This is a genomic window from Fluviicoccus sp., assembly GCF_030646115.1.
Taxonomy (GTDB): domain Bacteria; phylum Pseudomonadota; class Gammaproteobacteria; order Pseudomonadales; family Moraxellaceae; genus Fluviicoccus.
The window spans coordinates 50,464-73,676 of record NZ_JAUSMX010000018.1; the positions used below are offsets into that span (position 1 = coordinate 50,464).

Annotated in this window: 22 protein-coding genes; 11 read left to right on the plus strand and 11 right to left on the minus strand. The window is 58.9% G+C overall.

From position 1 onward, the window contains the following. Positions 1-3: 3 nt before the first annotated feature. Positions 4-657, plus strand: a complete 654-nt coding sequence (locus Q7T36_RS12115) for a hypothetical protein (protein WP_304848685.1) — start codon at positions 4-6, stop codon at positions 655-657. Positions 658-876: 219 nt separating this feature from the next. Here the strand turns inward: Q7T36_RS12115 and Q7T36_RS12120 are convergent, their stop codons facing one another. The 3 genes from Q7T36_RS12120 to Q7T36_RS12130 all read right to left on the minus strand — a co-directional run bounded on the left by Q7T36_RS12120 (position 877) and on the right by Q7T36_RS12130 (position 3,837). Further along, positions 877-1,245: a DUF1016 N-terminal domain-containing protein gene (locus Q7T36_RS12120; RefSeq protein ID WP_304848688.1), complete on the minus strand. Its 369-nt coding sequence runs from the start codon at positions 1,243-1,245 to the stop codon at positions 877-879. Positions 1,246-1,415: 170 nt separating this feature from the next. Next, complete coding sequence (locus tag Q7T36_RS12125) at positions 1,416-2,513, minus strand: DUF4241 domain-containing protein (RefSeq protein ID WP_304848691.1); 1,098 nt, start codon at positions 2,511-2,513, stop codon at positions 1,416-1,418. A 145-nt stretch (positions 2,514-2,658) separates the two neighbouring features. Continuing rightward, positions 2,659-3,837 (minus strand): tetratricopeptide repeat protein, encoded by a 1,179-nt coding sequence (locus Q7T36_RS12130; protein ID WP_304848694.1) that lies wholly within the window; start codon positions 3,835-3,837, stop codon positions 2,659-2,661. A gap of 391 nt (positions 3,838-4,228) precedes the next feature. Between Q7T36_RS12130 and Q7T36_RS12135 the strand changes: the two genes are divergently transcribed. The 4 genes from Q7T36_RS12135 (at position 4,229) to lnt (ending at position 8,227) form a co-directional block, all read left to right on the plus strand. Next, the gene (locus Q7T36_RS12135) at positions 4,229-5,290 is read left to right on the plus strand and encodes a PhoH family protein (protein ID WP_304849732.1); all 1,062 of its coding nucleotides are present in this window, start codon (positions 4,229-4,231) and stop codon (positions 5,288-5,290) included. Continuing rightward, complete coding sequence (gene ybeY, locus Q7T36_RS12140; RefSeq protein WP_304848697.1) at positions 5,287-5,763, plus strand: rRNA maturation RNase YbeY; 477 nt, start codon at positions 5,287-5,289, stop codon at positions 5,761-5,763. The genes Q7T36_RS12135 and ybeY overlap by 4 nt, the downstream gene beginning before the upstream one ends. A 96-nt stretch (positions 5,764-5,859) precedes the next feature. After that, a complete protein-coding gene (locus Q7T36_RS12145) occupies positions 5,860-6,708 on the plus strand; it encodes an HlyC/CorC family transporter (protein ID WP_304848700.1) in 849 nt (282 codons plus the stop codon). Then, entirely contained in the window at positions 6,701-8,227 is a 1,527-nt protein-coding gene (gene lnt, locus Q7T36_RS12150) for an apolipoprotein N-acyltransferase (RefSeq protein WP_304848703.1), read from the plus strand. The genes Q7T36_RS12145 and lnt overlap by 8 nt, the downstream gene beginning before the upstream one ends. A 154-nt stretch (positions 8,228-8,381) precedes the next feature. On the opposite strand, the gene Q7T36_RS12155 is transcribed toward lnt, so the two are convergent. Both Q7T36_RS12155 and Q7T36_RS12160 read right to left on the minus strand, forming a co-directional pair. Further along, entirely contained in the window at positions 8,382-9,419 is a 1,038-nt protein-coding gene (locus tag Q7T36_RS12155) for a nitronate monooxygenase family protein (RefSeq protein WP_304848707.1), read from the minus strand. A gap of 72 nt (positions 9,420-9,491) precedes the next feature. Further along, positions 9,492-10,904 carry a wax ester/triacylglycerol synthase family O-acyltransferase gene (locus tag Q7T36_RS12160; protein ID WP_304848710.1) on the minus strand — a complete coding sequence of 471 codons (1,413 nt, stop codon included), beginning with the start codon at positions 10,902-10,904 and terminating at the stop codon, positions 9,492-9,494. Between the two features lie 200 nt (positions 10,905-11,104). Between Q7T36_RS12160 and Q7T36_RS12165 the strand changes: the two genes are divergently transcribed. From Q7T36_RS12165 to Q7T36_RS12175, 3 genes are all read left to right on the plus strand, one after another. Beyond that, complete coding sequence (locus Q7T36_RS12165; protein WP_304848713.1) at positions 11,105-11,845, plus strand: TonB family protein; 741 nt, start codon at positions 11,105-11,107, stop codon at positions 11,843-11,845. 49 nt (positions 11,846-11,894) lie between these two features. Further along, positions 11,895-13,931 carry a TonB-dependent copper receptor gene (locus Q7T36_RS12170; protein ID WP_304848716.1) on the plus strand — a complete coding sequence of 679 codons (2,037 nt, stop codon included), beginning with the start codon at positions 11,895-11,897 and terminating at the stop codon, positions 13,929-13,931. A 173-nt stretch (positions 13,932-14,104) separates the two neighbouring features. After that, positions 14,105-14,431: a hypothetical protein gene (locus Q7T36_RS12175; RefSeq protein ID WP_304848719.1), complete on the plus strand. Its 327-nt coding sequence runs from the start codon at positions 14,105-14,107 to the stop codon at positions 14,429-14,431. Between the two features lie 11 nt (positions 14,432-14,442). On the opposite strand, the gene Q7T36_RS12180 is transcribed toward Q7T36_RS12175, so the two are convergent. Continuing rightward, positions 14,443-15,573 (minus strand): PilT/PilU family type 4a pilus ATPase, encoded by a 1,131-nt coding sequence (locus Q7T36_RS12180; RefSeq protein ID WP_304848722.1) that lies wholly within the window; start codon positions 15,571-15,573, stop codon positions 14,443-14,445. 94 nt (positions 15,574-15,667) lie between these two features. Then, positions 15,668-16,249 (minus strand): TetR/AcrR family transcriptional regulator, encoded by a 582-nt coding sequence (locus Q7T36_RS12185; RefSeq protein ID WP_304848725.1) that lies wholly within the window; start codon positions 16,247-16,249, stop codon positions 15,668-15,670. 104 nt (positions 16,250-16,353) lie between these two features. On the opposite strand from Q7T36_RS12185, the gene Q7T36_RS12190 reads away from it, so the two are divergent. Continuing rightward, positions 16,354-17,352, plus strand: a complete 999-nt coding sequence (locus Q7T36_RS12190; RefSeq protein WP_304848727.1) for a putative solute-binding protein — start codon at positions 16,354-16,356, stop codon at positions 17,350-17,352. A gap of 4 nt (positions 17,353-17,356) precedes the next feature. After that, the gene (locus Q7T36_RS12195; protein ID WP_304848730.1) at positions 17,357-17,812 is read left to right on the plus strand and encodes a hypothetical protein; all 456 of its coding nucleotides are present in this window, start codon (positions 17,357-17,359) and stop codon (positions 17,810-17,812) included. A 17-nt stretch (positions 17,813-17,829) separates the two neighbouring features. Here Q7T36_RS12195 and Q7T36_RS12200 read toward each other — a convergent pair whose 3' ends face one another. Then, a complete protein-coding gene (locus tag Q7T36_RS12200) occupies positions 17,830-19,632 on the minus strand; it encodes an ABC transporter ATP-binding protein/permease (protein WP_304848733.1) in 1,803 nt (600 codons plus the stop codon). Positions 19,633-19,782: 150 nt separating this feature from the next. Between Q7T36_RS12200 and Q7T36_RS12205 the strand changes: the two genes are divergently transcribed. After that, positions 19,783-20,973, plus strand: a complete 1,191-nt coding sequence (locus tag Q7T36_RS12205) for a multidrug effflux MFS transporter (protein ID WP_304848736.1) — start codon at positions 19,783-19,785, stop codon at positions 20,971-20,973. 4 nt (positions 20,974-20,977) lie between these two features. Here Q7T36_RS12205 and Q7T36_RS12210 read toward each other — a convergent pair whose 3' ends face one another. The 3 genes from Q7T36_RS12210 to Q7T36_RS12220 all read right to left on the minus strand — a co-directional run bounded on the left by Q7T36_RS12210 (position 20,978) and on the right by Q7T36_RS12220 (position 23,145). Then, positions 20,978-21,415 (minus strand): nucleoside deaminase, encoded by a 438-nt coding sequence (locus tag Q7T36_RS12210; RefSeq protein ID WP_304848739.1) that lies wholly within the window; start codon positions 21,413-21,415, stop codon positions 20,978-20,980. A 74-nt stretch (positions 21,416-21,489) separates the two neighbouring features. Next, positions 21,490-22,659, minus strand: coding sequence for a hydroxymethylglutaryl-CoA reductase (locus Q7T36_RS12215; protein ID WP_304848742.1), 1,170 nt, complete (start codon positions 22,657-22,659; stop codon positions 21,490-21,492). 102 nt (positions 22,660-22,761) lie between these two features. Next, complete coding sequence (locus Q7T36_RS12220) at positions 22,762-23,145, minus strand: helix-turn-helix transcriptional regulator (RefSeq protein ID WP_304848745.1); 384 nt, start codon at positions 23,143-23,145, stop codon at positions 22,762-22,764. Between the last annotated feature and the right edge of the window lie 68 nt (positions 23,146-23,213).

Sequence of the window (23,213 nt, forward strand, 5' to 3'; positions counted from 1 at the left end):
CACATGTCCATAAAACGGTTGTTACGCTTGGCCCTCCTCCCCCTGCTGATACACGCCTTCCCGGCAATGGCCGGTGAACCGTCCGCACCGGCCTCCCCCAGCCGAGACGAGATCCGCACGATGGTGCTGGCCCAGATGCCGCCCGCTCCCGAGGGCTTTACCTGGAACATGTTCCACAACGCGGTGTTCCTGGAACCGAAGGGCTGGTTCATTCATGACCTGCAACGCCCGGCTCAAGGCCCCGTGATCGCCACCCATGCCATGAGCCCCAAGGACTTCAGCCTGCAACAGCAGTTCGAAACCGGGTTCACGGTGCAAGTTTTCTCGAACCTAATGAAATACGGCAAACCGTCCCCGAGCAAATCGGCAGCGATGATGCAGTGGGACATCACCAAGAGCCACGCAAAAGAGGACATTCGCTATTTCAGTCAGGCGGACAAAGGCGATTTCAAGGTCAGCTGGCTGGAATACCGTGACGCACCACCGGGACTCAAGCCGATAATCGTGCGGCACTTTTATTTGGCGAATGACACGACCGACAACCTGAATGTTTTCATCTTTGAAAGCCCCGAATCCAGTTGGAACCAAGACTGGAAGACCTACGGAGAGGTCATTTTCAAGCGGCTCTCCGCGATTCCTGCTTATCCGAATGACTGATGGTACACCGGTAAAGGAGCGGGCGGCGGATGCCGGGACTTCCCGCCTCCGCTATAATCGGACAAGAATCCTATCACCGGTGCCATCATCAGCTTCAACAGCACCCTCACCACCATCCGCCAGCTTCACCTCAGCCCGCCGGACCCGCAGCGCCTCACCGCCCTCTGCGGCCCGTTGCACTAACACCTGAAACTGATGAGGCTTTATTTCGCTCAGGTTTTATTTCGCTCCCGGTTTTCTGCTGCGGTCCAAAATCGCGCGAGCATTTTCATCGCCATTTTGTAATTGTCCAGACACTGTCTGGACAATCTCTGGATAGCCCAGATAATACCGTCGAAAGAGATGAAAGTTAGATCGTGATGCGCCAGCGACACCGGATGCTTGCAGTTGCGCAGCTAAACGTTTGTAAAGACCTTCTCCATAAACGGCCCGATCCTGGCCGTTTTGCTCATACTCGAACAGGTAGGCCCCTATCAGCCAATTGCGTAGCGTCAGGGCAACATTGACCTGCTTTTGGGCTTGTTGCTGGAAGTAGCGATTGGTTTCGGCGATGCTGGTGACCAGAGCCTTGAAGTCGTTGTGTGTCATGGATTTTATCTATCCGTTGGGGGTGAGTCAGGATTGCTTTGTGTGGCGCGCTAGGACAATGGAAACCCTGAGGGGTGATGCCCTACACCAAAATCAGCGTAAGCATGTTAAGGAGACTCAGATGGCATTATTGTCACGCAGATACCGATAGTAATCGTACGGGACAACTTTTAGACAGACTCAAACAGGCCATTTTCCGTTTCTTGCACAAGGATCATGAAATCGATATATAGGGAGACCACTTCGTCTTCCGCATTAACTCCCCAGAATGCGGGATATGCACCGTCACCAAAACCACTTGTGGATATGACGCAGTCGTCTTCACCTGTCATTGATAATAATTCTGGCTTACCGGAAAGGCACCATTTATTAAAGATCCGTCCTTTTTTGATACGGCTTAAACCCATGAGATTACCGACATCGAAAATGGCTAAATTGCCGGCATCTACGCCATAAACACCATTGCCACTTGGTGTATTAGCCGCATACCATTTAACTGGTTGCTCGCTATCATTAAACCTTACTCGAATACCAGCCACTCGGTTATGAATTGTTACGGTTTCAACAGGATATTCCCCTGGGTTCACCTTTCTTTGCAGAGGCTCAAAGTCATAAATGTCATAGCCGAAATCTAAAATCCCAAGCACCCCTGAGCTGATTCGAAGCTTTCCGATCCGCTCTAGTTTTGCCACTCCTTCATCTAAATTCGGAATCTTGATGTTACGTTCTGCTTGAAAAAGCGTGTTTTCATTGAATTCTATATGATCCTCCTTGTCCATGAAAGGAGCATCAGAGATACTTAAAGATAGGATGTCTGCATGTTTGTCAGTGTCAACAACAGGGCTCTTTGGAGGATGAAAAAGAGAAGATATTGCTGCTATTTTCCAACCTTTCTCTGTCTCATTTTCAAGATCATAGACGTGATATTTTGATGACTTAAGCGTCTCTTCGTAAATCTCTGTGAATACGCTGGCAACGTTGCCTTGAATTTCGCATTCTGTGATTTTTTCTATATTGGGGTTGAAATCAGCTTGCGAGCCAAATGAATTTCTAGATCCCGAACTACTCCCAGCAATAAAATTAGCCCTATCAACATCTGCTATAAGATCTCCCCAATAGTCAAAATCCACATCATTGCCCATTTTTCTTTGGGCTTTTGACCATTGATCATACCAATGAGAAATAAACGCCTTGACCCTACCTTCAGGAGAATCAATCACATCACCGTATTTATCGTTTTTCTTGAAGAAATCAATGATTTTTTTCATGCTTAATTTCGATCTCCGGTTTCACCTAACTACCCGTAAGGCGCAAGCACCCACCAACAAAATAAACAAAAACTCAGTAATCACTGAATTCAAAAATAACACAATAATTGGCTGGGTGCTTGTCGCACTTGACGCGCAAGTTAGGCTATTTATTAAATCCTGACAATGCAACCTTTGCTTGCTCATATCCTAACTCTGCTGCCTGCTTAAACCATTTAACAGCTTGAACTATATTTATGCTTCCACTTTTTCCTTCTTTATATATATTTCCTAAACTATACATTGCTTCTGGAGTCCCTTGCTCTGCTGACATCAAATAATAACTAATGGCTTTTTTAATATCTTGCGAAACACCTAAACCATATTCATATTTATCAGCCAAGTTACACTGTGCGAATGCAAATCCTTGATCAGCCGCTTTTTGATACCACGCTACAGCTTTAATATAGTCTTGCCGTACCCCTTTTCCATCCTGATATGCTAAACCAAGGCTATACTGCGCCGAATCTAACCCTTGCTTTGCCGCTAATTCATAGTACTCAAAAGCATTAGCAGCATTTTTTTCAACTCCCAAGCCTTGCGAATAGAAATAACCAAGTCTATTTTGCGCTATATCCAAACTATTGGCCGCAGCAGAATACCATTTAAATGCCGTTACATAGTCTTGCTGAACACCATATCCTTTTTCATATAGAACACCTAAACAATATTGAGCCATTATTACGTCTTTATCTGCTGCAAGTTCGTAATAATGTGCTGCTTGTTCATAGCTTTGATTAACTCCTAAACCATCTTCAAAACAACAACCCAACATATAATGAGCGTCTGAATTATCGCCTTTCGATGCATAATGAAATAACTCTACTGCTTTTAAATAATCTTGAGGTACTTCATCACCAAAAAAATACAAAACCCCTAAATGAAAAGCAGCTAAAAAACTACCTCTCTGGAAAGCCAACACCCACAACTCAATTGATTTTGTAAGATTTTTTTCAACCGAATGTCCTGTGTAACAGATAGTACCTAGCACAAATGGTGAGTTCTTATCACCTTCGGCTCGCTTGGCTTCTAAAAATTCAATACAATCATTTATATAGTCCTTACTATTTCTTTTGACAAAAGTAAGAAAGTTATTTTTATAACCATTATACTTAACTGGCCGTAATCCAGAGCCTCCTTCGTCCAAAAGTACGCAAAACACATCATCTCCAGTTAAGAAGCCACTCACAATTGATGGAAACACTCCATAATTTGATAAAACTGCATCACCTTCCAAAACAGGAGATCCATCTTCATATAAAAAGTTATTTTCAGGTTTAAACATTATCATCCACCAAAAGCCTACACTTCGACGACACCTGTCGCCATAAATCAAATTCGCCTAGAAAAGATTGCCTTCCAGCGAGCTCCCTTTAGAATCAGAAACTTAACCGCCAACTCCCCGGTAATTCCCCGGTAATTCCCGGTTTTCAGCGACCGAAATCCAATGGCCGAAACACCATGAAAACTAGCAACACAGACACGCCTCGTCAACCCTGCCTGCTGCACTAACGGCGTCAGACTCTTAAAGCGCAATACCCGGCCACTTATCATTCCCCATACGCCCATCAACACCCAAAAACCCCGCTCCTCACCCCTCCCCACCTCAGCTATACTTCCCCCAAACAGCCCCCGCCCTCGGAGCCACCCCCAGCTTGAACACCACCCTCACCACCATCCGCCAGCTTCACCTCAGCCCGCCGGACCCTCAGCGCCTCACCGCCCTCTGCGGCCCCCTGCACGAACACCTGAAGCTGATTGAAAACCGCCTCGGCATCCGCATCCATCAGCGTGGCCATTTATTCCACTTGCAAGGCCCCCTCACCGCCGTAATGCGCGCCGAACGCCTGCTCACCCAACTGTATAGCGACAGTGCCCTGATCCACGAACTGACACCGGACACCATCCACCTCATGCTGCAAACCAGCCAGGACGACTCCGAATTGACCACCGAACCGCTTGTCGTTGAAGAGTCTCCGGCTGAACCCGCCGCCGACTTCGCCCTGCGCACCCGCAAGGGCAGTGTCCACCCGCGCGGCGCCAACCAGCGCCAATACGTGGAAAACATCCTCAACCACGACATCAGCTTCGGCGTCGGACCCGCCGGCACCGGCAAGACTTACCTGGCCGTCGCTGCTGCGGTGGATCAACTGGAGCGCGATGAAATCCGCCGCATCCTGCTGGTGCGCCCCGCCGTCGAAGCCGGGGAAAAACTGGGCTTCCTGCCCGGCGACCTCACTGAAAAGATCAACCCCTACCTGCGGCCGCTGTACGACGCCCTCTATGAAATGCTGGGCTTTGAGCGCGTGGCCAAGCTAATTGAGAAACAGGTGATTGAAGTGGCTCCCCTCGCCTACATGCGCGGCCGCACGCTTAACCACGCCTTCATCATCCTTGATGAAGGCCAGAACACCACACCGGAACAGATGAAGATGTTCCTGACCCGCCTCGGCTTCGGCTCACGGGCGGTGATTACCGGCGACATTACCCAGGTGGACCTGCCGCGCGGCATCCAGTCCGGTCTGGCGCATGCCATCCGCGTGCTGGACAAGGTTCCGGGCATCCACATCACCCGTTTCACCAGCCGCGACGTGGTGCGGCACCCGCTTGTGCAGCATATTGTGGAAGCCTACGAGGCCTGGGACAAAAAGTCCGACGCCAAACCGGCCGGCCGCCCGCAACGCGTGAAAGCGGTGGTGGCGTCTGAATCCGAAGAAACCGGGGAGACACCAGCATGAGTCGCGCCCTGTGCACGGTCAGCCTGCAAAAAGCCGCCAAGCATCGTGACCTGCCGAAACTGGCGGACTTCCGTCTTTGGGTGCAGGCAGCGCTGCAAGGCGCGGGACGTCAAAAGGCCTGCGAAGTGTCGATCCGTCTGGTGGAAGCTGACGAGAGCCAGGCGCTGAACCTGCAATACCGGGGCAAGGACAAACCCACCAACGTGCTGTCCTTCCCCTCCGACCTGCCGGAAGCCGTGCTCGACAGCCTGCCGCGTGAACCGCTGGGCGATATCATCATTTGCGTGCCGGTGGTGTATGCCGAGGCGGAAGAAGCGGGCAAGACCTCACAGGCGCACTGGACGCACCTGACGGTGCACGGCATATTGCACCTGCTGGGCTTCGACCATATTGAAGATGATGAAGCGGAGGAGATGGAAGGTCTGGAAATACGGATTCTGGACGGGATGGGAATTGCCAATCCTTATGAGTAGAAGGCTTAGGGATTGGCCTGCTTTCCGCCCGAAATACTGGCATTTCCCCCCCGCTCCCTGCACAATCGCCATCCCGACCATAATTCAACCTGAACCATGAGTGACGACCGAGGAAACGATCAAGGCAAATCCTGGCTGGACCGCCTGACCGGATTGTTGAGCACAGAGCCGCAAGACCGCCAGGAACTGGCCGAAATCATCCGCAGCGCCGGAATGCGCGGTGTGCTGGACGCTGAAGCCCAGCGCATCATCGAAGCCACGCTGCTGGTCGCCGACATGCAGGTTCGTGAAATCATGGTGCCACGCGCACAAATGATCTGCATCCGCGATGACGACGAACCCAAGGACTTCCTGCCGGTCCTGATTGAGTCCGCCCACTCCCGGTTTCCGGTGCTGGCCGAAGACAACTCCGATGAAGTAGTCGGCATCCTGCTGGCGAAAGATCTGTTGCGGCTCATTATCCAGAAGTCCGAACGCTTCAGCATGAAGGACTACCTGCGCCCCGCCTTCTGCATTCCCGAATCGGCCCATATCGACAAGCTGCTCAGCGAATTCCGCGACAAGCAAAGCCACCTCGCCATTGTGGTGGACGAGTACGGCGGCATTTCCGGGCTGGTGACGCTGGAAGATGCTCTGGAACAGATTGTCGGCGACATCCATGACGAACACGACGATGCCGATGAGGATTCGCACTGGATCAGTGAACAGGAAGACGGCACGTGGGTGGTGCAGGCCATAACCCCCATTCCCGATTTCAACGAACAGTTTGACACCCAATACAGCAACGAGGACTTCGATACCGTGGGCGGCATTGTCCTCAGCGAATTCGAGCGTATGCCCACCATCAACGAATCCATCACCATCAGCCCTTACCGTTTTACGGTCATGGCCGCCGATGCCCGCATGATCCGTGTGCTCAGGGTCGAAAAAATCCCGCATGATTAAACTGCTTTCCACCCTGCGCGGCCCTTGGGCGGCGCCTGTGCTGGCCCTGCTTGCCGGGGCGGTCTTTGTTCTGTCGTTGTCTCCCTTCAATGTCTGGGGGCTGGCGCTGCTGTCCCCCGCCTTGCTGGCGGAACTGCTGCATGGCCAGCGCCCCGGCCGCGCAGCACGCATCGGCTGGATGTACGGCATCGGCCTGTGGGCCGCCGGGGTATGGTGGCTGTACATTTCCGTGCATGACTATGGCCACACGCCGGCCTGGCTGTCGGTGATCATGGTGGGTCTGGTGGCTTTGGTCATGGGCTCGTTGACCGGGCTGATGGGTTTCCTGTATCGCCGTTTCAACCTCGATCGCCGCGCCCTGCTGACGTTCGCTCCTTTGTTCATCGGCTTCGAGTGGATGCGCAGCTGGCTGTTCACCGGGTTCCCGTGGCTCTATACCGGCTATGCCTTCCTCGACACGCCGCTGGAGCATTACGCGCCGTTGCTGGGGGTGTTTGGCGTGGGGTTGCTGGCCATTGTCAGCGCCCAGTCGGCGGCGGCGCTGCTGAAGACCGGCGGTCGCGCCTGGATGGCGGCGATATTGGCCGCGCTGGTGTGGGGCGGCAGCTTTGCCCTGTCACAGCATGTCTGGAGCAAACCGGACCTGCAACGGCAACTCAGCCTGAGCATCATCCAGGGCAATATTCCGCAAGACATGAAATGGCAGATGGAGTGGCGTGACAAGACGCTGGACATCTACCGCCAGTGGTCGAAAAACGAATGGGGCCGCGATCTGGTGATCTGGCCGGAAGCGGCGGTGCCGATGTTCCAGTACGAGGCCGCCGAGTTCCTGTCCGAGATGGAAAACAACGCGCTGACCGCGCACAGCACGCTGGTGACCGGCATTCCCTTTGCCGATCTCCGGCGGCTCGACAAGGCGGGCATTCCGCCGTTCTACAACAGCGTGGCGGCCATCGGTCAGGGCTATGGCTTGTACTTCAAGCAACGGCTGGTGCCGTTCGGGGAATACATTCCCTTTGAAAGCCTGCTGCGCAACACCATTCCCTTCTTCAGCCGCGACATGTCCAGTTTCAGCGCCGGCACGCCGGGCCAGATGCCGTTGATGGTGGGGAACTACCGGGCCGGGGCCGCCATCTGCTACGAAGTGGCTTATCCGGAACTGACGCGGCGCAATGCAACAGATGCCGACTTCCTGATCACGGTCAGCAACGACGGCTGGTTCGGGCATTCCATCGGCCCCGACCAGCATTTGCAGATGGTGCGCATGCGCTCGCTGGAAACCGGCAAATGGTTTGTGCGCGCCACCAACAACGGCATTTCGGCCATTATCAATGAGCACGGCCGGATTGTGGCGCAAGTGCCGCAATTCAAGCGCACTGTGTTGCGCGGCACGGTGTACATGACCTCGGACAAGACGCCGTATCTGCGTTGGGGCTATGCCCCGGTGATGCTGCTGGCGGGATTGATGCTGGCGGCGGGGGTTTGGCGTGTGAGAAGTGGGCAATCGGATGTCTTGTAGGTCGGGTTTCAACCCGACAACAGTCTCCGACCGAAGGGCATTGTCGGGCTGAAGCCCGACCTACAGGCGGGTGCGCCCTACTTCCGCCAGACGCTGTTCTGTTCGTTTTCTTGCCACCGACATGTCTGTCAACGAGGGCGCACGCAGTTCGCCCCTACGCTGTGATCCTGGCGTGGATGGTGTTCCAGCCCGCCTCAATTTCCCCCACCACACGCTGCATCACCTCCTCCGCTGACACCACATCGCGAATCAAGCCCTGCGACTGGCCGATGAACTGCATGCCCTGCTCCAGGTCGCCCTGCTGGGTGGCGGCCTGCAGCCGCGGCGCGGCGGCACCAAACAGGGCCAGCATGCGAATCTTGGTTGGATCCAGCAGCAAGCCCGCCAGCACTTTCCAGATCGGCACCGCCAGCGCGCGGGCGGCCAGCATGGCGTGCCATGCGGCGGGTATAATGCCCATCGGCTTGCGGGTCAGCTTTTCAGCAATGGGGGTTTTCATGTAGCGGGCGTTGAGGCCGTCAAAATGGGGGGAATAGATGGTGTCGTGCTGATCCTTGTCCACTACAGCCTGCTTGGTGCGGGCATGCACCGGACTTTCAGCACAGGTGGCAAAGCGCGAGCCCATGGCTATGGCGTCCGCCCCCAGCGCCAGCGCCGCCAGCAAACCGCGCTGGTCGGCAAAACCGCCGCAACCGATCACCGGAATCTTCACCGCATCGGCAATGGCCGGCACCAGCACCAGCGAGGTGACTTCACCGCCATGCGCCGCCGCTTCATGGCCGGTCACCAGCAAGGCATCCACGCCTTGCGCCTGCGCCGCCAGCGCGTGTTTCGCCGTGGTCACGGTGGCGATGGCCTTGCCGCCGTAGGCATGGCAGCCCGCAATCAACCAGTCGCCCTTGCCCAGTGAAAAGTTGATCACCGGCACCTTCTCCTGCAGCGCCACTTCGGCGTTTTCCTTGGCGCCGGGCATGATCAGCGCACAATTCACCCCGAACGGCTGGTCTGTGAGTTCACGCACGCGGCGGATGGAGGCGCGGGTCTGTTCCGGATTAAGGGGGCCGAGGGCGAGGATGCCCAGACCCCCGGCATTGCAGACGGCGGCGACCAGCTCCGGGGTGGAAATCCAGCTCATGCCGGGCAGGATCACGGGATAACGGATGCCGAGCAGTTCGGTGATGCGGGTTTTCATGGCAAGTCTGCGCCTGACAGAGGGTTCAGGCGCTATTTGTAACAGAGCGGACGCTTGGTTGGGAAGTGTGGATCAGGCCACGCCTTCCGGCTCCACCCCCAAAACCGCTTCCAGCTCTTCCAGTACCTCCCGGCTGTACACCGCCAGCCGTTGCAAGTGCGGCAAGGCATCGCGGCAGCCGATGAAGCCGAAGTTCAGCGTATCGACATAGCTGACCACCGTGATGTTCAGCGCATAGCCCTTGAACGGTATCGACAGCGGGAAATAGGAGTCCATGCGGTAGCCCCGGAAATACAACGGTTTCTCCGGCCCCGGCACATTGGAAATGGCGACATTGAAGGCCGGACGCACCCGCCCCGCCGCGCCCGGAATCTGTGACAGCAGCATCGGCGCCATCAGCAGGCCGGTAAACTGGATGATGGCGTCCTTCGACATGCCTTGCAGTTGCTCCTTGGCGTGCGTGGTCGAGGTGACAATGGCATTCACCCGTTCCAGCGGATCGGCGATATCGGTCGCCAGCGAGGCGAGGATCGCCCCCACCGCATTGCCGCCGCCCGGATCATCCTTAGGCCGGACATTTACCGGGAGCATGGCTGTCAGGGCATCGGCAGGCAGTTTCTCCTGTTCAAGCAGGAATCGCCGCAACGCCCCCGAACACAGCGCCAGGACCACATCATTCATGGTGCCGTGACAGGCGCGGGCGACACGTTTGAGACGCTCCACCGGGAATTGCTGGGTGGCGAAACGACGGTTGCGGCTGATCTTCTGGTTGAGCGGGGACAGCGGCGCCTGCATCGGCGCAACCAGTTGCTGGTCATGCTTGCGGGCGGACCGGATGACCGCCAGCAGGGCCGAGGCGGCGCTGCGCGAGGTTTCCAGCTGACCCTGCATGCCGTTCCACAGCGCTTCCAGCGTCGGCGGCTGCTCTTCCCGTTTTTCGCGGGGGTTGCGCGGCAGGGGCGGAATCAGGTGGAACATCGGGGTGCGGCGATCGGCGGGGTCGCTGGACAGGCTGCGCGACAAAATCTTGATGCCGGTATAACCGTCCACCAGCGCGTGATGCACCTTGAAGTAAATCGCGAAACGACCGCCCTCCAGCCCCTCGATGAAATGCACTTCCCAGGGCGGACGATGGAAGTCGATGTTGTGGCTGTGCAGGCGCGACACCAGGATGCCCAGTTCGCGCTCATCACCCGGCACGGGCAGTGCGGAACGGCGCACATGGTATTCCACGTCGAAATTGCGGTCTTCCACCCACGACTGCAACGGGTGGGTCAGCAGGTCGGGGTGACGCAGCTTGAGGTTCCACGGCGCATAGACGGTAGTGTCATGACGAACCTCCTCCATCAGTTGCCGCAGGAAATCCGGAGATGCGTCGGCGGGCGGGATGAAGGTCATCAGGCCGCCGACATGCATCATCGATTCACGGGTTTCACCGGCCAGGAACGACCAGTCCAGACTGTTGAGACGTTTTGACGCGGCCATGGTTTTTTTCCTTATGCGGACCGTCGGAATGTGGATCGAGAGTAGCAAGGCCGGGACCGGTGCTCAAGTCATGAAAGCGCGGGCGGGTGCGCCGGGTGCGACAATATGTCGCAGGCGGTGGGCAGTCCATTATCCTTATAATTCATATGTGAATTACGCCGCATGGATGACGTCGATCCCGCAACCGGAGACTGAAACCCGTGCATGCCGCCCTCGAAGACCGCTGTTCGCTGTGCCAGCCGCCGAAAAGCCCGGGAATCGGCGGGCCTTTGCTGCTGGCCATCGGTTTGCACGCGGCGCTGCTGGCCTGGCCCGGCTCGCCGGTTGTCATGCCCAAGCCGCAACACGAAATCCGGCTGCTGACGACGCTGGTCACGCCAGCCAATGCTCCGGCCGCACAAAGCATCCGGCGGGAAGCTGTTGCGACGCATCCCGCCGGATCCAACACATCGGCGTCATCGTTTTCACCAGTCCCACGCCTGAAAACCACTGCTGACAGCCCTCATCTGATGACAACCGCCGACGGCGGCATCCCCTCACCCGCTGTTGCGACGGTCGCGACGGACACCTTCCCGGAACAGGCCGACATCACGACTCCTGCCGCTGCCGCCCAATCCCAGCCCGGAATCACAAGCTCTGCGACAGCTGAGACAACGCCGCTAGAGCTGGCTGACCTGAATGTCGTCTGCCCGCAGCAACCCACGCCTGTGTACCCCTTGGCCTCCCGGCGTTTGCATGAAACCGGCCAGGTGGTGCTGAAAGTCGCCCTCGACAACGCCGGGCGCATCCTCAGCAGCGAAATCCGCCAGTCCTCCGGCTCCGGCCGCCTGGACCGCGCCGCTCAGGAAACCGTCAGGGCCTGGCGCTGCCAACCGGCCCGCCGCGACGGTCAGGCGGTGGCCGCCGTCGCCCTGCAACGCTTCGAGTTCGCCCTGCAATGACGGACTCCGCCCCGAATTCCCCTAACCCCCTTGTCACAGGAATACTTCCATGACCTTCCATCGCAACCTGCTGGCTTTATCCATCCTGACCGCACTGTCCGCCGCCGCCCATGCCGGTGACGAGCCGACCCGCCTGCCCACCATCCTGGTGACCGCTCCCGGCATGGACCAGCCGCTGCAAGTGCATACCGACCCGCGAACCCCGCGCCAACCCCTGCCCGCCCACGATGGCGCCGACTTCCTGAAGACCATCCCCGGCTTCAATGTGGTGCGTAAGAGCGGCACCGACGGCGACGCCACCTTCCGCGGGCTGGCCGGTTCACGGCTGGGCGTGCTGGTTGATGGTGAGAACATTCTGGGTGGCTGCAACGCCCGCATGGACGCCCCGACGGCGTATATTTACCCGGAAATCTACAACGCCATTACCGTGATCAAGGGACCGCAGACCGTGCAGCACGGCCCCGGCAACTCGGCCGCCACCATCCTCTTCGAGCGCAAGGTCAAGGCCTTCAGCGAACCGGGCTATCGCGGTTACGCCAGCCTGCTGGGCGGCAGCGCCGGTCGCCATGATGAAATCCTGGATGCCCAGTTCGGCAATACCCTGGGTTATGTGCAACTGACCGGCAGCAACTCCGCCTCGGGAGATTATCAGGACGGTGACGGCAACGACGTGCATTCGGAATTCAAGCGTCACAGCGTCAATGGCGCGCTAGGCTGGACTCCGGGTAAAGACTCCCGACTCGAACTCTCCGGCGCACAAAGCGATGGTGAAGCGGCGTATGCCGACCGGGGCATGGACGGCACCAAGTTCCTTCGCAACAGCGCCAGCCTGCGCGGCGAATGGAAAAACCTCGGCCCGGTCGACAAACTGGACATTCTGCTCTATGAAAACAGCGTCGACCACATCATGGATGACCAGACCCTGCGCAAGCCCGGCACCATGGGCTACGCCAACCCGAAACGCGAAACCCGCGGCGGCAAGATTGCCGGGATGTTCGCCGTGTCCTGGGAAACCACCCTGACCCTGGGGCTGGATGCGCAGGAAAACGACCACAGCTCCCGCAGCGCCCCGGCCAGCGGGGTTTACAAGGCTTGGATCAATGACGCTTCGTTCAGCCAGCAGGGAATGTTCGCCGAAATGGAACATGCCTTGGGTGAGCGTCAGCGCGTGCTGGCCGGTGCGCGTTTCGACCAATGGGAAGCGACCGACCAACGCCCCATGCTGATGGTGATGACCATGGGCGGCATGGCCATGAACCCGAACCCGACTGCCGGCCATACCCGGGATGACAATCTCAGCAGCGGCTTCTTGCGCTACGAACAGGACCTGAGCGGCAGTCCCACCACCGTGTTCGCCGGGCTCAGCCAGAGTGAGCGCTTCCCGGACTACTGGGAACTGGTGGCCAAGCGCGGCGCCACGTCCAACAGCGCCTTCGACACCGCCGCCCCGGAAAAGACCCTGCAACTGGACTTCGGCGCCCTCTACAAATCGGAGCGTACCGAGTACTCCGCCTCGCTGTTCTACAACCGCATCCAGGACTACCTGCTGGTGGACTACACCTTCATGGGCATGGACAAGATGGCCACCGGCGTCACCCGCAACATCGACGCCCGCAGCTTCGGCGGTGAGTTGGGTGCAGCCAGGGAATTCGGCGCTTGGAAAGCCGATGCGACGCTGGCCTATACCCGAGGCGACAACACCACCGATCACACCGCCCTGGCGCAGGTTTCACCGCTGGAAGTCCGCTTGGGACTGAACTATGCCGCGTCAAACTGGTCGGTCGGTGGCCTGGTGCGGCTGGTGGATGACCAGAGCCGGGTGGATATCGGCAGGGGCAACATTGTCGGCAAGGACTTGGGCAAGACTCCCGGTTTTGCGGTGTTCTCGCTGAACGGCAACTGGAAGCCCTGGCAGGACGGCACGCTCAGCGCCGGGGTGGACAACCTGTTTGACCGGACCTATGCCGAAGCCGTGAGTCGCGCCGGGGGGAACGGCATGGGCGGAGCAATTCCAGGCTATGTGCAGACCACGCGGGTCAACGAACAGGGCCGCACCTTGTGGCTGAAACTGTCGCAAAGCTTTTAAGACCCTCCGTTTGTCAGGCGTCGCCATGCCCCATTCGGAGCGACGCCTGTTTTTATGTGCAGCCATGATTGCCGGTCTTATCACAACTTGGATTGTTACCTAAAAGTTGAACTATCAATTCCGCTGGCTATTCGATAGTCTGAACAGACCGTTCCGGTATGGAGAACATAATCATGGCGAGAAAAATTCCAAGACCAAGCCACGACACGTCCTATCACCTCCGTTTAAGCACAATGCTGATCATTGTCGCCATCATCACCCACAGTCACATCGGGTTGGATATCCTGCTCTGGATGGCCGGCATCTTCGACAGTGATACTTTAAAGGAGGGCTTGACGGCCTTCAGCCGAATGACCGACCGCTTGCTGGTGATCGCCATGATCAGCGCCCTGTTTTTCGGTGTCATAGCGTTCAGGAAAAGGGAATACGCAACACAGTACTGGCTGGAAATCGGTTTTTCGCTGGCACTGATCGCCTTGATGAACGGGCCTGCTCCCTGAGCCGGGTCAGCTTATGCCATGCCGTGATTGTCCAGATAGGGATTGACCGGCTGCAGCGTCTCCGGCTCATCTGCTTCGGCGCTGCCCGTCAGCTTGATTTTCAATGACAGGTCGGTGCGCGAATCCGCGTGCAGCAAGGCCTCCTCACCGGTAATCCGGTCATCCAGGTATAGTTGGTACAGGGAGTCGTCAAAGGTCATCATGCCGGGGTACATATGGGTCTTCATCGCCTGCTTGACCTCGGACAGCTTCCCGGTCCGGATCAGCTCGGCGATATGGGCCGTGTTCAGCAAGACTTCCACAGCAGGCAGGCGCTGACCCCGTTTGTCCTTGACCAGGCGCTGACTGATGATGGCCTGCAACACCATCGACAGGTCAGCCAGCACCTGTTCACGCACGGTCTCCGGGAAAAACCCGATGATGCGGTCCAGCGCCTGGTCGGCGCTGTTGGCGTGCAAGGTGGACACCACCAGCATGCCGGTATCCGCATAAGACAACACCTGCCGCATCACTTCGGGGGTGCGGATTTCGCCGATGAACAGCACATCCGGCGCTTCACGCAGCGTGTTCTGCAAGGCCCGCTCAAAAGACTTGGTATCGACACCGACTTCCCGCTGGTTGATGACGCAGTTCTGATGCAGCAAGCGGTACTCAATGGGATCCTCGATGGTGAGGATATGGCCCCGGTCGTGCAGGTTGCGGTATTCCAGCAGTGACGCAATGGTGGTCGACTTGCCTGAGCCCGCCGCCCCCACCACCAGCACCAGCCCGCGTTGGCGCAGGATCAGGTCATAGAGCATCGGCGGCATGTTGAGCGCACCGAGCTCGGGAACCTTGTTGGCAAGGAAGCGCACCACCATCGCCACCTGCCCGCGCTGGCGGAAGACATTGGCGCGGAACCGTCCCAGTCCCGCTTTCTCAAAGGCGAAATTCAGCTCCCATTCGGACTCGAATTCCTGAATCTGGCTGTCGGTCATCAGCGAATAGATCAGTTCACGGGTTTCACCCGGTTCCAGCGACTCCGTGGTCAGGGCGCGGGTGATACCGTTGACCTTGATGCTGATGGGATTGTCCGGCGTGCAAAACATGTCCGAGGCCTTGTGCTCGCACATGACCTGCAGCACCTGGGTAATATCCTTCATGTTCGGATTCTCGTGGGAAGACAGGACTGCCTTGACGGCAAGGTATCCCAATGAACCGGGGACTGCAATGACAAGGGGTGGCGGATGAAGCGGCTCAGGGAAGACCCGCGCCGTGGATGAAGAAGTCCCAGACATCGCGGTATTGCGACTCCAGGCTGCCCTCACCGGCCAGCCAGCGCAGGGCGGCCATTGCCATCAGGGCATACAGGTCTTCCCGCAGGCGCTCCGGCGTCCGGTCGCGGCGCAAGCGTCCTGCCTGCTGTGCATCCCGGATCAGCCGGATGAACGCCGGACTGGCCCCGCATTCCGGGGACTCCGGGTGGTTGAATCGGTATTGCAGGAACGGGCCGTAGCAATCCTTGTAGGACTCCGCCCACCAGGCGCTGCCGATCAGGAACAAGTGCAGGCGGTCGAGCGGGTCCGGCATCAGCGCCAGTTGTTCCAGGATCGGTCGCGTCTCCTCGGCCACCCTCACACTGAAAAACTGCGCCACCAAGGCTTCCTTTAGCGGGAAATACGCATACAGCGTGCCGCGCGACACACCGCCGGCTTCCGCGATCTCCTCCATGGTGACCCGGGCATAGCCCTTTTCCAGAATCAGGCTCATGGCGACTTCCGCCAGATGATCACGCGTCTGCTGTCGCTTGCGCTCTCGCAAGCCGGGGGACTGGGGCATGGCAGGGACCGAAAATATTTATACAATGTTAATTTTTATACATTGTATAAATTTAGGGGTCAAGTAATAATCAGGCAGACTTACTCGGCTGACCGGAGCCGCTCATGATTCCGCTTCGTTTGTTCAAGGCTTATCTACTGTTGTCCCTGACGGTATCCGCACCGGCGTCGGCGTCGGCCGCCCCGATGCTCTGTGTTTTCGACATGGCGGGCAAGCAAGGCCCGTTGTTCGCCGCCATGAAGGAATACGCGCTCAGCGCCCGCGCCTGGGGAGCCCGTCTGGATGTCAGGGCCTATATCGACGAACGCGTCGTCGCCGAGGATTTCAAGGCGGGCCAGTGTGACGCCGTGCTGCTGACCGGCGTGCGGGCGCGGCAATTCAATTTCTTCACCGGCAGCATCGATTCCATCGGCGGGCTGCCGGATTACCCGGCGCTGAAGCAGGTGATCGCCACCCTGGCCCGCCCGGAAACCCGACCGCTGCTGCAACAAGGTGACTATGAAGTTTCCGGCCTGCTGCCGTTGGGCGCAGCCTACCTGTTCCTGCGCGACCGCCAGATCAACTCGGTGGCGAAAATGGCCGGGCGCAAAATGGCGGTGCTGGACTATGACCCGGCGCAGTTGCGCATGGTGGAGCGGATTGGCGCGCAGGCGGTGGCTTCGGATGTCACCAACTTTGCCGGAAAATTCAACAACGGCCAGGTGGACGTGGTGGCGTCCCCCGCCATCGCCTATCTGCCGCTGGAACTGTATAAGGGCGTCGGCAGCCAGGGGGTGGTGCTGAAGCTGCCGGTGGCGCAACTCACTTTCCAGATGGTGACGCGCAAGGCGCGGTTTCCCGAGGGCTTCGGCCTGTCTTCGCGGCAGTGGTTTCTGGAAAAGTTCGATCCCATGATCCGGGAAATCCGCATGGCCGAGGACGACATCCTGTTTTTCTTCCCGCCGCCCGACGGTGATGCCCCAAAGTACACGGAGATGATGCGCGAGGCTCGTATCGCCATGACACAGCAGGGCTTGTATGACCCGAAGATGATGCGACTGATGAAGAAGGTGCGCTGCCGGCAGTCGCCGGAACAGGCCGAATGCGCGGACAACCGGGAGTAAGCGCATGACCAGACCACTGATATGGCTGACGCTGGCGCTGTGCCTGAGCAACACGGCCCGGGCCGATGCTGCCGCACAGATGCTGATGAACCGCTACCAGCAGGCGCTGCGCGCACATGATGCGGCCACACTGGAAACGCTGATTGAAGACGGTGTGGCCATTGAGGTGACATGGACCGATGTCAACCCGCCGCAGCGCTTCACCCTGAGCAAGTCAGAGTATTTGCAACAGAGTCGCGCCGCTTGGCGTTACGGAACGCAGGAAAGCTATACGTTTACCGCTGTGGACTGGCAACCGGGTGCGGGTGGAGCGCCCTTGCAAGGGCAGCTCCGCGTCACCGAACGGCGCACCTTGTTCGGCAAGGACAGCGGTCAACGCAGTGACCTGGTGGTGAAACTTGCTCCAGGGGGCAAGGGCTGGAAGATCAACGGCATCCGGGCAACCGTCAGCATGTGGTGAAGGTCCGGGGCGGTCATTCAACCCTCCTCCACCCCCTCCTCACTCAACTGCAACGCCCACATTTTGGCGTAAACACCATCCTGCGCCAGCAACTCCCGATGCGCCCCGCGCTCCACGATCCGGCCATGCTCCATCACCAGAATCTCATTGGCGTCGACAATGGTGGACAGGCGATGGGCAATGATCAAGGTGGTGCGCGACGCCGAAATCTGCGCCAGTTCGCTCTGGATCGCCTTCTCGGTGCCGGAATCCAGCGCCGAGGTTGCCTCATCAAAAATCAGGATCGGCGGGTTCTTTAGAATGGTACGCGCAATCGCCACCCGTTGCTTCTCGCCGCCCGACAGCTTCAGCCCGCGCTCGCCAACGGTGGTTTCCCACTTGTCCGGCAGCGACTCGATGAAAGTCAGGATGCTGGCTGAGCGCGCCGCTTCCATCACTTCCTCCCGCGTGGCATCCGGGCGGCCATAGGCAATGTTGTAGAAAATGGTGTCATTGAACAGCACCGTATCCTGCGGCACGATGCCGATATGGGCGCGCAGGCTGGCTTGCGTCAGTTGGCGGATATCCGTGCCATTGATGCGGATAGCGCCGCTGCCAACGTCATAAAAGCGGTACAGCAGCTTCGACAGCGTCGACTTGCCCGCGCCGGAACTGCCGACCACTGCGACCGTCTGCCCGGCCGGAATGCTGAAATCCACCCCGTGCAGGATCTGCCGCTTGGCGTCATAGCCGAAATCCACCCCGGCGAATTCCACTGCCGCCGAGCGCGCCGCTAGTGGTACGGCATCCTTGCTGTCCTCGATTTCCGCATCCTCGCGCATCAGGCTGAACATGCGCTCCATGTCGGTCAGCGCCTGCTTGATCTCGCGATAGGCCATGCCCAGGATGTTCAGTGGTGCATATAACTGGATCAGGAAGGCGTTCACCGCCACCAGATCGCCCAGCGTCATGGTGCCCTTGGCGACACCGTCCGCCGCCAGCCACACCAGGATGGTAATCCCCACCGCAATAATGCCGGACTGGCCGCTGTTGAGGATGCCGATGGACATTTCATTCTTTACCGCCGCGTCTTCCCAACGCACCAGCGCGTGGTCATAACGCTTGGCTTCCCACTGTTCATTGCCGAAATACTTCACCGTTTCATAGTTCAGCAGTGAATCGACGGCGCGGGTGTTGGCCTTGGAATCCAGTTCGTTCATCTCGCGGCGGGTCTTGTTGCGCCACTCGGTCACAATCACGGTGAAGGTGGTGTAGATGACGATGGTGCCCAGGGTCACCACCGCAAAACGCCAGTCATACAACGTCACCAGGATGGCGGTGATCATGCCGATTTCGAGAATGGTGGGCAGGATGTTGAACAGCATGAAGCTGAGCAGCGACCCGATGCCGCGTGTGCCGCGCGAGATGTCGCGGGTGACGCCGCCGGTCTGGCGGTTGAGGTGATAACGCAGGCTGAGCTTGTGCAGGTGGTTGAAGGTTTCCAGCGCCACATTGCGGATGGCGCGCTGCGCCACCTTGGCGAAGACGGCGTCGCGCAGTTCGCCAAAGGCGGTGGATGCCAGCCGCAGCACGCCATACGCCAGGATCAGCCCGATCGGCACCGCCACCAGCGCCTTCGGGCCGATGGAAAGTCCGTCGACTATGTGCTTCAGGATCAACGGGATAGCCACCATCGCCACTTTCGCCAGCACCATGCAGGCCAGCGCCAGCACGACACGGGTCTTGTACTGCCACAGGTAGGGAAACAGGGTTTTCAGCGTTTGCCAGTCATTGCGGGGGGCGCCGGGAACGGCGACATCTTCAGGCAGGGTGTGGCGCATGGGTGTTCAGTCATATATTCGAAAGCGGTGGCGTAGGATACACCCGCAGGGGCGCACTGGGTGCGCCCTCGACGCCGAACATGACGCTCATTCTGTCCGTTCACGCAGTGCGCCCCTACGGTACAATGCTGGTCCCATTGGAGAACTTTTTTGCCCACACCCCGCCCCTCCTCGTCCTGGCTGCTGTTGCTGGGGGCCATTGTCGCCCTGGGGCCGCTGGCCATCGACATGTACCTGCCCGCCTTTCCGGCCATCGAACAGCAGTTCGGGCCGGGTGCGCAGCTGACGCTGTCCGGATTCTTCATCGGGCTGGTGCTGGGGCAGTTGTTTTACGGGCCGATCAGCGATCGTATCGGCCGCCGCAAGCCGCTGCTGTTCGGGCTGGCGGTCTACACCCTGACCTCCTTCGCCTGCATCTTTGCGGGCAGCCTGATTGAGCTGACGGCCTTGCGCTTCCTGCAGGCGCTGGGCGCTTGTGCGGGGATGGTGCTGAGCCGGGCGGTGGTGCGCGACCGCTGTGACGCCAAGTCGGCGGCGCAGGCGCAATCGAAGCTGATCCTGGTGATGGGACTGGCGCCGATCCTGGCCCCCAGTCTGGGCGGATTGCTGCTGGAAGTGGCGGACTGGCATGCCATTTTCGCGGTGCAGGCAGCCGCCGGGCTGCTGTTCCTGCTGTGGGCGTGGCGCAGCCTGACCGAGTCCCACGGTGAAGCGCATCGCAGTGAAAAACTGTCGGTGATGCAGGTGCTGAAAACGTTTGGTGCGCTGCTGAAGGAAAGGCGGTTCATGGGCTATACGCTGTCGTCGGGACTGGCCTTTACCGGCATGTTTGCCTATATCGCCGGGTCGCCGCAGGTGCTGATTACGCTGAAGGGGCTCAGCCCCGGCCACTATGGCATCGCCTTTGGGCTGAATGCGGCGGGATTCATCGCCGCCAGCCAGATCAACGCGCGGCTGTTGCGCCGGGTGGACATGAACTTCCTGCTGCAACGGGCCATCTGGCTGCCGGGGTTGGTCACGCTCAGCCTGCTGGGGCTGGAGTTGTCCGGCATGCTGAACCTGCCGCTATTGCTGCTGGGGTTCTTCCTCTACCTGGCCAGCCTGGGCTTCATTTCCCCCAACGCCGGGGCGGCGGCCCTGGCGACACAGCCGCAACACCGGGTGGGAGCGGCGTCCTCATTGATGGGGTCGTTGCAATTCCTGATGGCAACACTGGTCAGCGCCTGGCTGGCGCTATGGCAACGGCCGGACGCGCTGCCGCTGATGGTGGTGATGGGCGTTTGCGGTTGCGGAGCCTTTATCTGGCACCGGCTGTTATTGCATCCGGCCAGATCCAGATAAGGCCTTACTCCCCGATATCCTCCGCCCACAACTCCGGGCGCTGGGCCATGAAATCGCGCATCAGGCTGATGCAGCGTTCATCCTGATGCACCTCAATCTGCACCCCATGCGACGCCAGCCATTGCTCCTCGCCCATGAAAGAACGGTTCTCGCCAATCACCACCCGCGGAATGCCATACAGCACCGCCGCGCCGCTGCACATGGGGCACGGCGACAAGGTGGTGTAGAGCGTACATTCCCGGTAGAACTTCGCCGAACGACGCCCCGCATTCTCGAAGGCATCCATCTCGGCATGGAGGATAGTGCTGCCTTGCTGTACGCGCCGATTGTGGCCGCGCCCGACAATGACGCCGTCATGCACCAGCACCGAACCGATGGGAATGCCGCCCTCGGCCAGCCCCAGTTCGGCTTCTTCGAGTGCGGCTTGCAGGAAAGGATCCATGATATGACTCCGGTAGGCATATGCTTTCCAAAGTCACACAAAAGACGGGGTTTTTCAACCCCGGTGTTCGTGAACTACTTGCGGTTGCGGCCCAGCTGGTCATGGCTGGACACCCACTGGTCCGATACCACCGCCGAGGCCAGCGACAACTCACCGCACAGCACCGTCGCCGCCACCAGCTCAGCCAGCTTATAGACCTTATCTTTACCGGCGCAGCCCATGACTTCCAGGCATTCCCGCTGCGTGGGCAAACCCGTTCCACCGCCATAGGTGGCGACAATCAGCGACGGAATGGTCACCGAGAAATAGTAATCACCGTTGTCCTTCAGTTCCCCATAGACAAACCCCGCCGAAGACTCCGCCACATTGGCCACATCCTGACCGCAGGCAATGAACATGGCGGTAATGCCATTGGCGAAGTGCGCACCGTTGTTGACGGAGCCGGACAACAGGGTGCCCATGTTGGAAAACTGCCGCTGCTTGTGCAGCGCCGCCGCCGTGGTGTGCATGATGTTGGTGATCAGCGCCGACGGCAGGGTGATTTCCGCCACAACGCGCTTGCCACGGGTGTGCAGGCTGTTGAGCTGCGAATGTTTCTTGTCAGTATCCATTTGCGCCGCCAGCGTGAAGTGCTCCAGCCCCGGCGGCTGGTGATCCAGAATCCACATGCAGGCGTGGCGGGTGGCCTTGCTGACCATGTTCTGCCCGGCGGCGTCGCCGGTGGTGAAGTTGAAACGCAGCCAGCGCATCTTGCCGACCGCATATTGCTCGATGTTGCGCAGTTTGCCGCTGGAAGTAGTTTCTTCCGCCTGCGCCTTGATACCGTCAAAGTTCGCATCCACCCACTGCCCGAAATCACGGGCGGCGCGGGCATCCCTGAACACGAACAAGGGGGCGCGCTGCATGGCGTCGTCAATCACGGTGGTGGTGATGCCGCCCGCCTCTCGGGTCAGGCGCATGCCGCGTGAATAACTGGCCACCAGCGTGCCTTCGCTGGTGGCCATGGGGATGTAGAAATCGCCTTGTGCATGCTCGCCATTGACGCGCATCGGCCCGGCCATGCCCAGCGGTACTTGCGCCACGCCCACAAAGTTTTCGATGTTGCCGGGTAACAGCGCCGGGTCGAAGGAAAAGCCGCCAACGTGTTCCAGAGTGGCGCCGGTCTCGGCCGTCACCACGTCACGCCGGGTGGCGGCCATGTCGCGGGAATAGTCGTTTTGGGGGTCGCGGGGGAGCTTTTGCATGAAGGGATTCCTTGTTGTTATTTACATGGCTGTAGGTCGGGTTTCAACCCGACAATGCCCTTCGATCGGAGAGTGTTGTCGGGCTTAAGCCCGACCTACAGGCTAGCGGCCGAAGCGGTCACGAAACTCGCGGGGGGTGCGGCCAGTCCAGCGCCGGAAGGCCCGCGAGAAATTCGAGACATCATGATAGCCCAATTGATGGGCCACTTCCGCTACCGGCAGACGCTCTTCCACCAGCAGGCGTTCGGCGCGCAGGCGCATCTCCGTTTCCACCAGATCGCTGTAGCGCGCCTGCTCGCCCTGCAAACGGCGTTTCAGCGTGCGGGAAGACATGCTGAAACGCTCCGCCATCTGTTCCAGCGACGGCATGGCTTCGCGCACCGCGGCCAGTGTGCGCTGGACCGTCGCTTTCATGGATTCCGCCCGCATAAAACGGGCGGCGGGCGCGCGGTCAAGCCCGGCCGGGTGTAGGGATTCCTGCATCATGACCTCGATTCACCGGTTGTCCGGTGTCACACGTTGACTCGCCACTACCTTCGCACAGCCGCGACAGA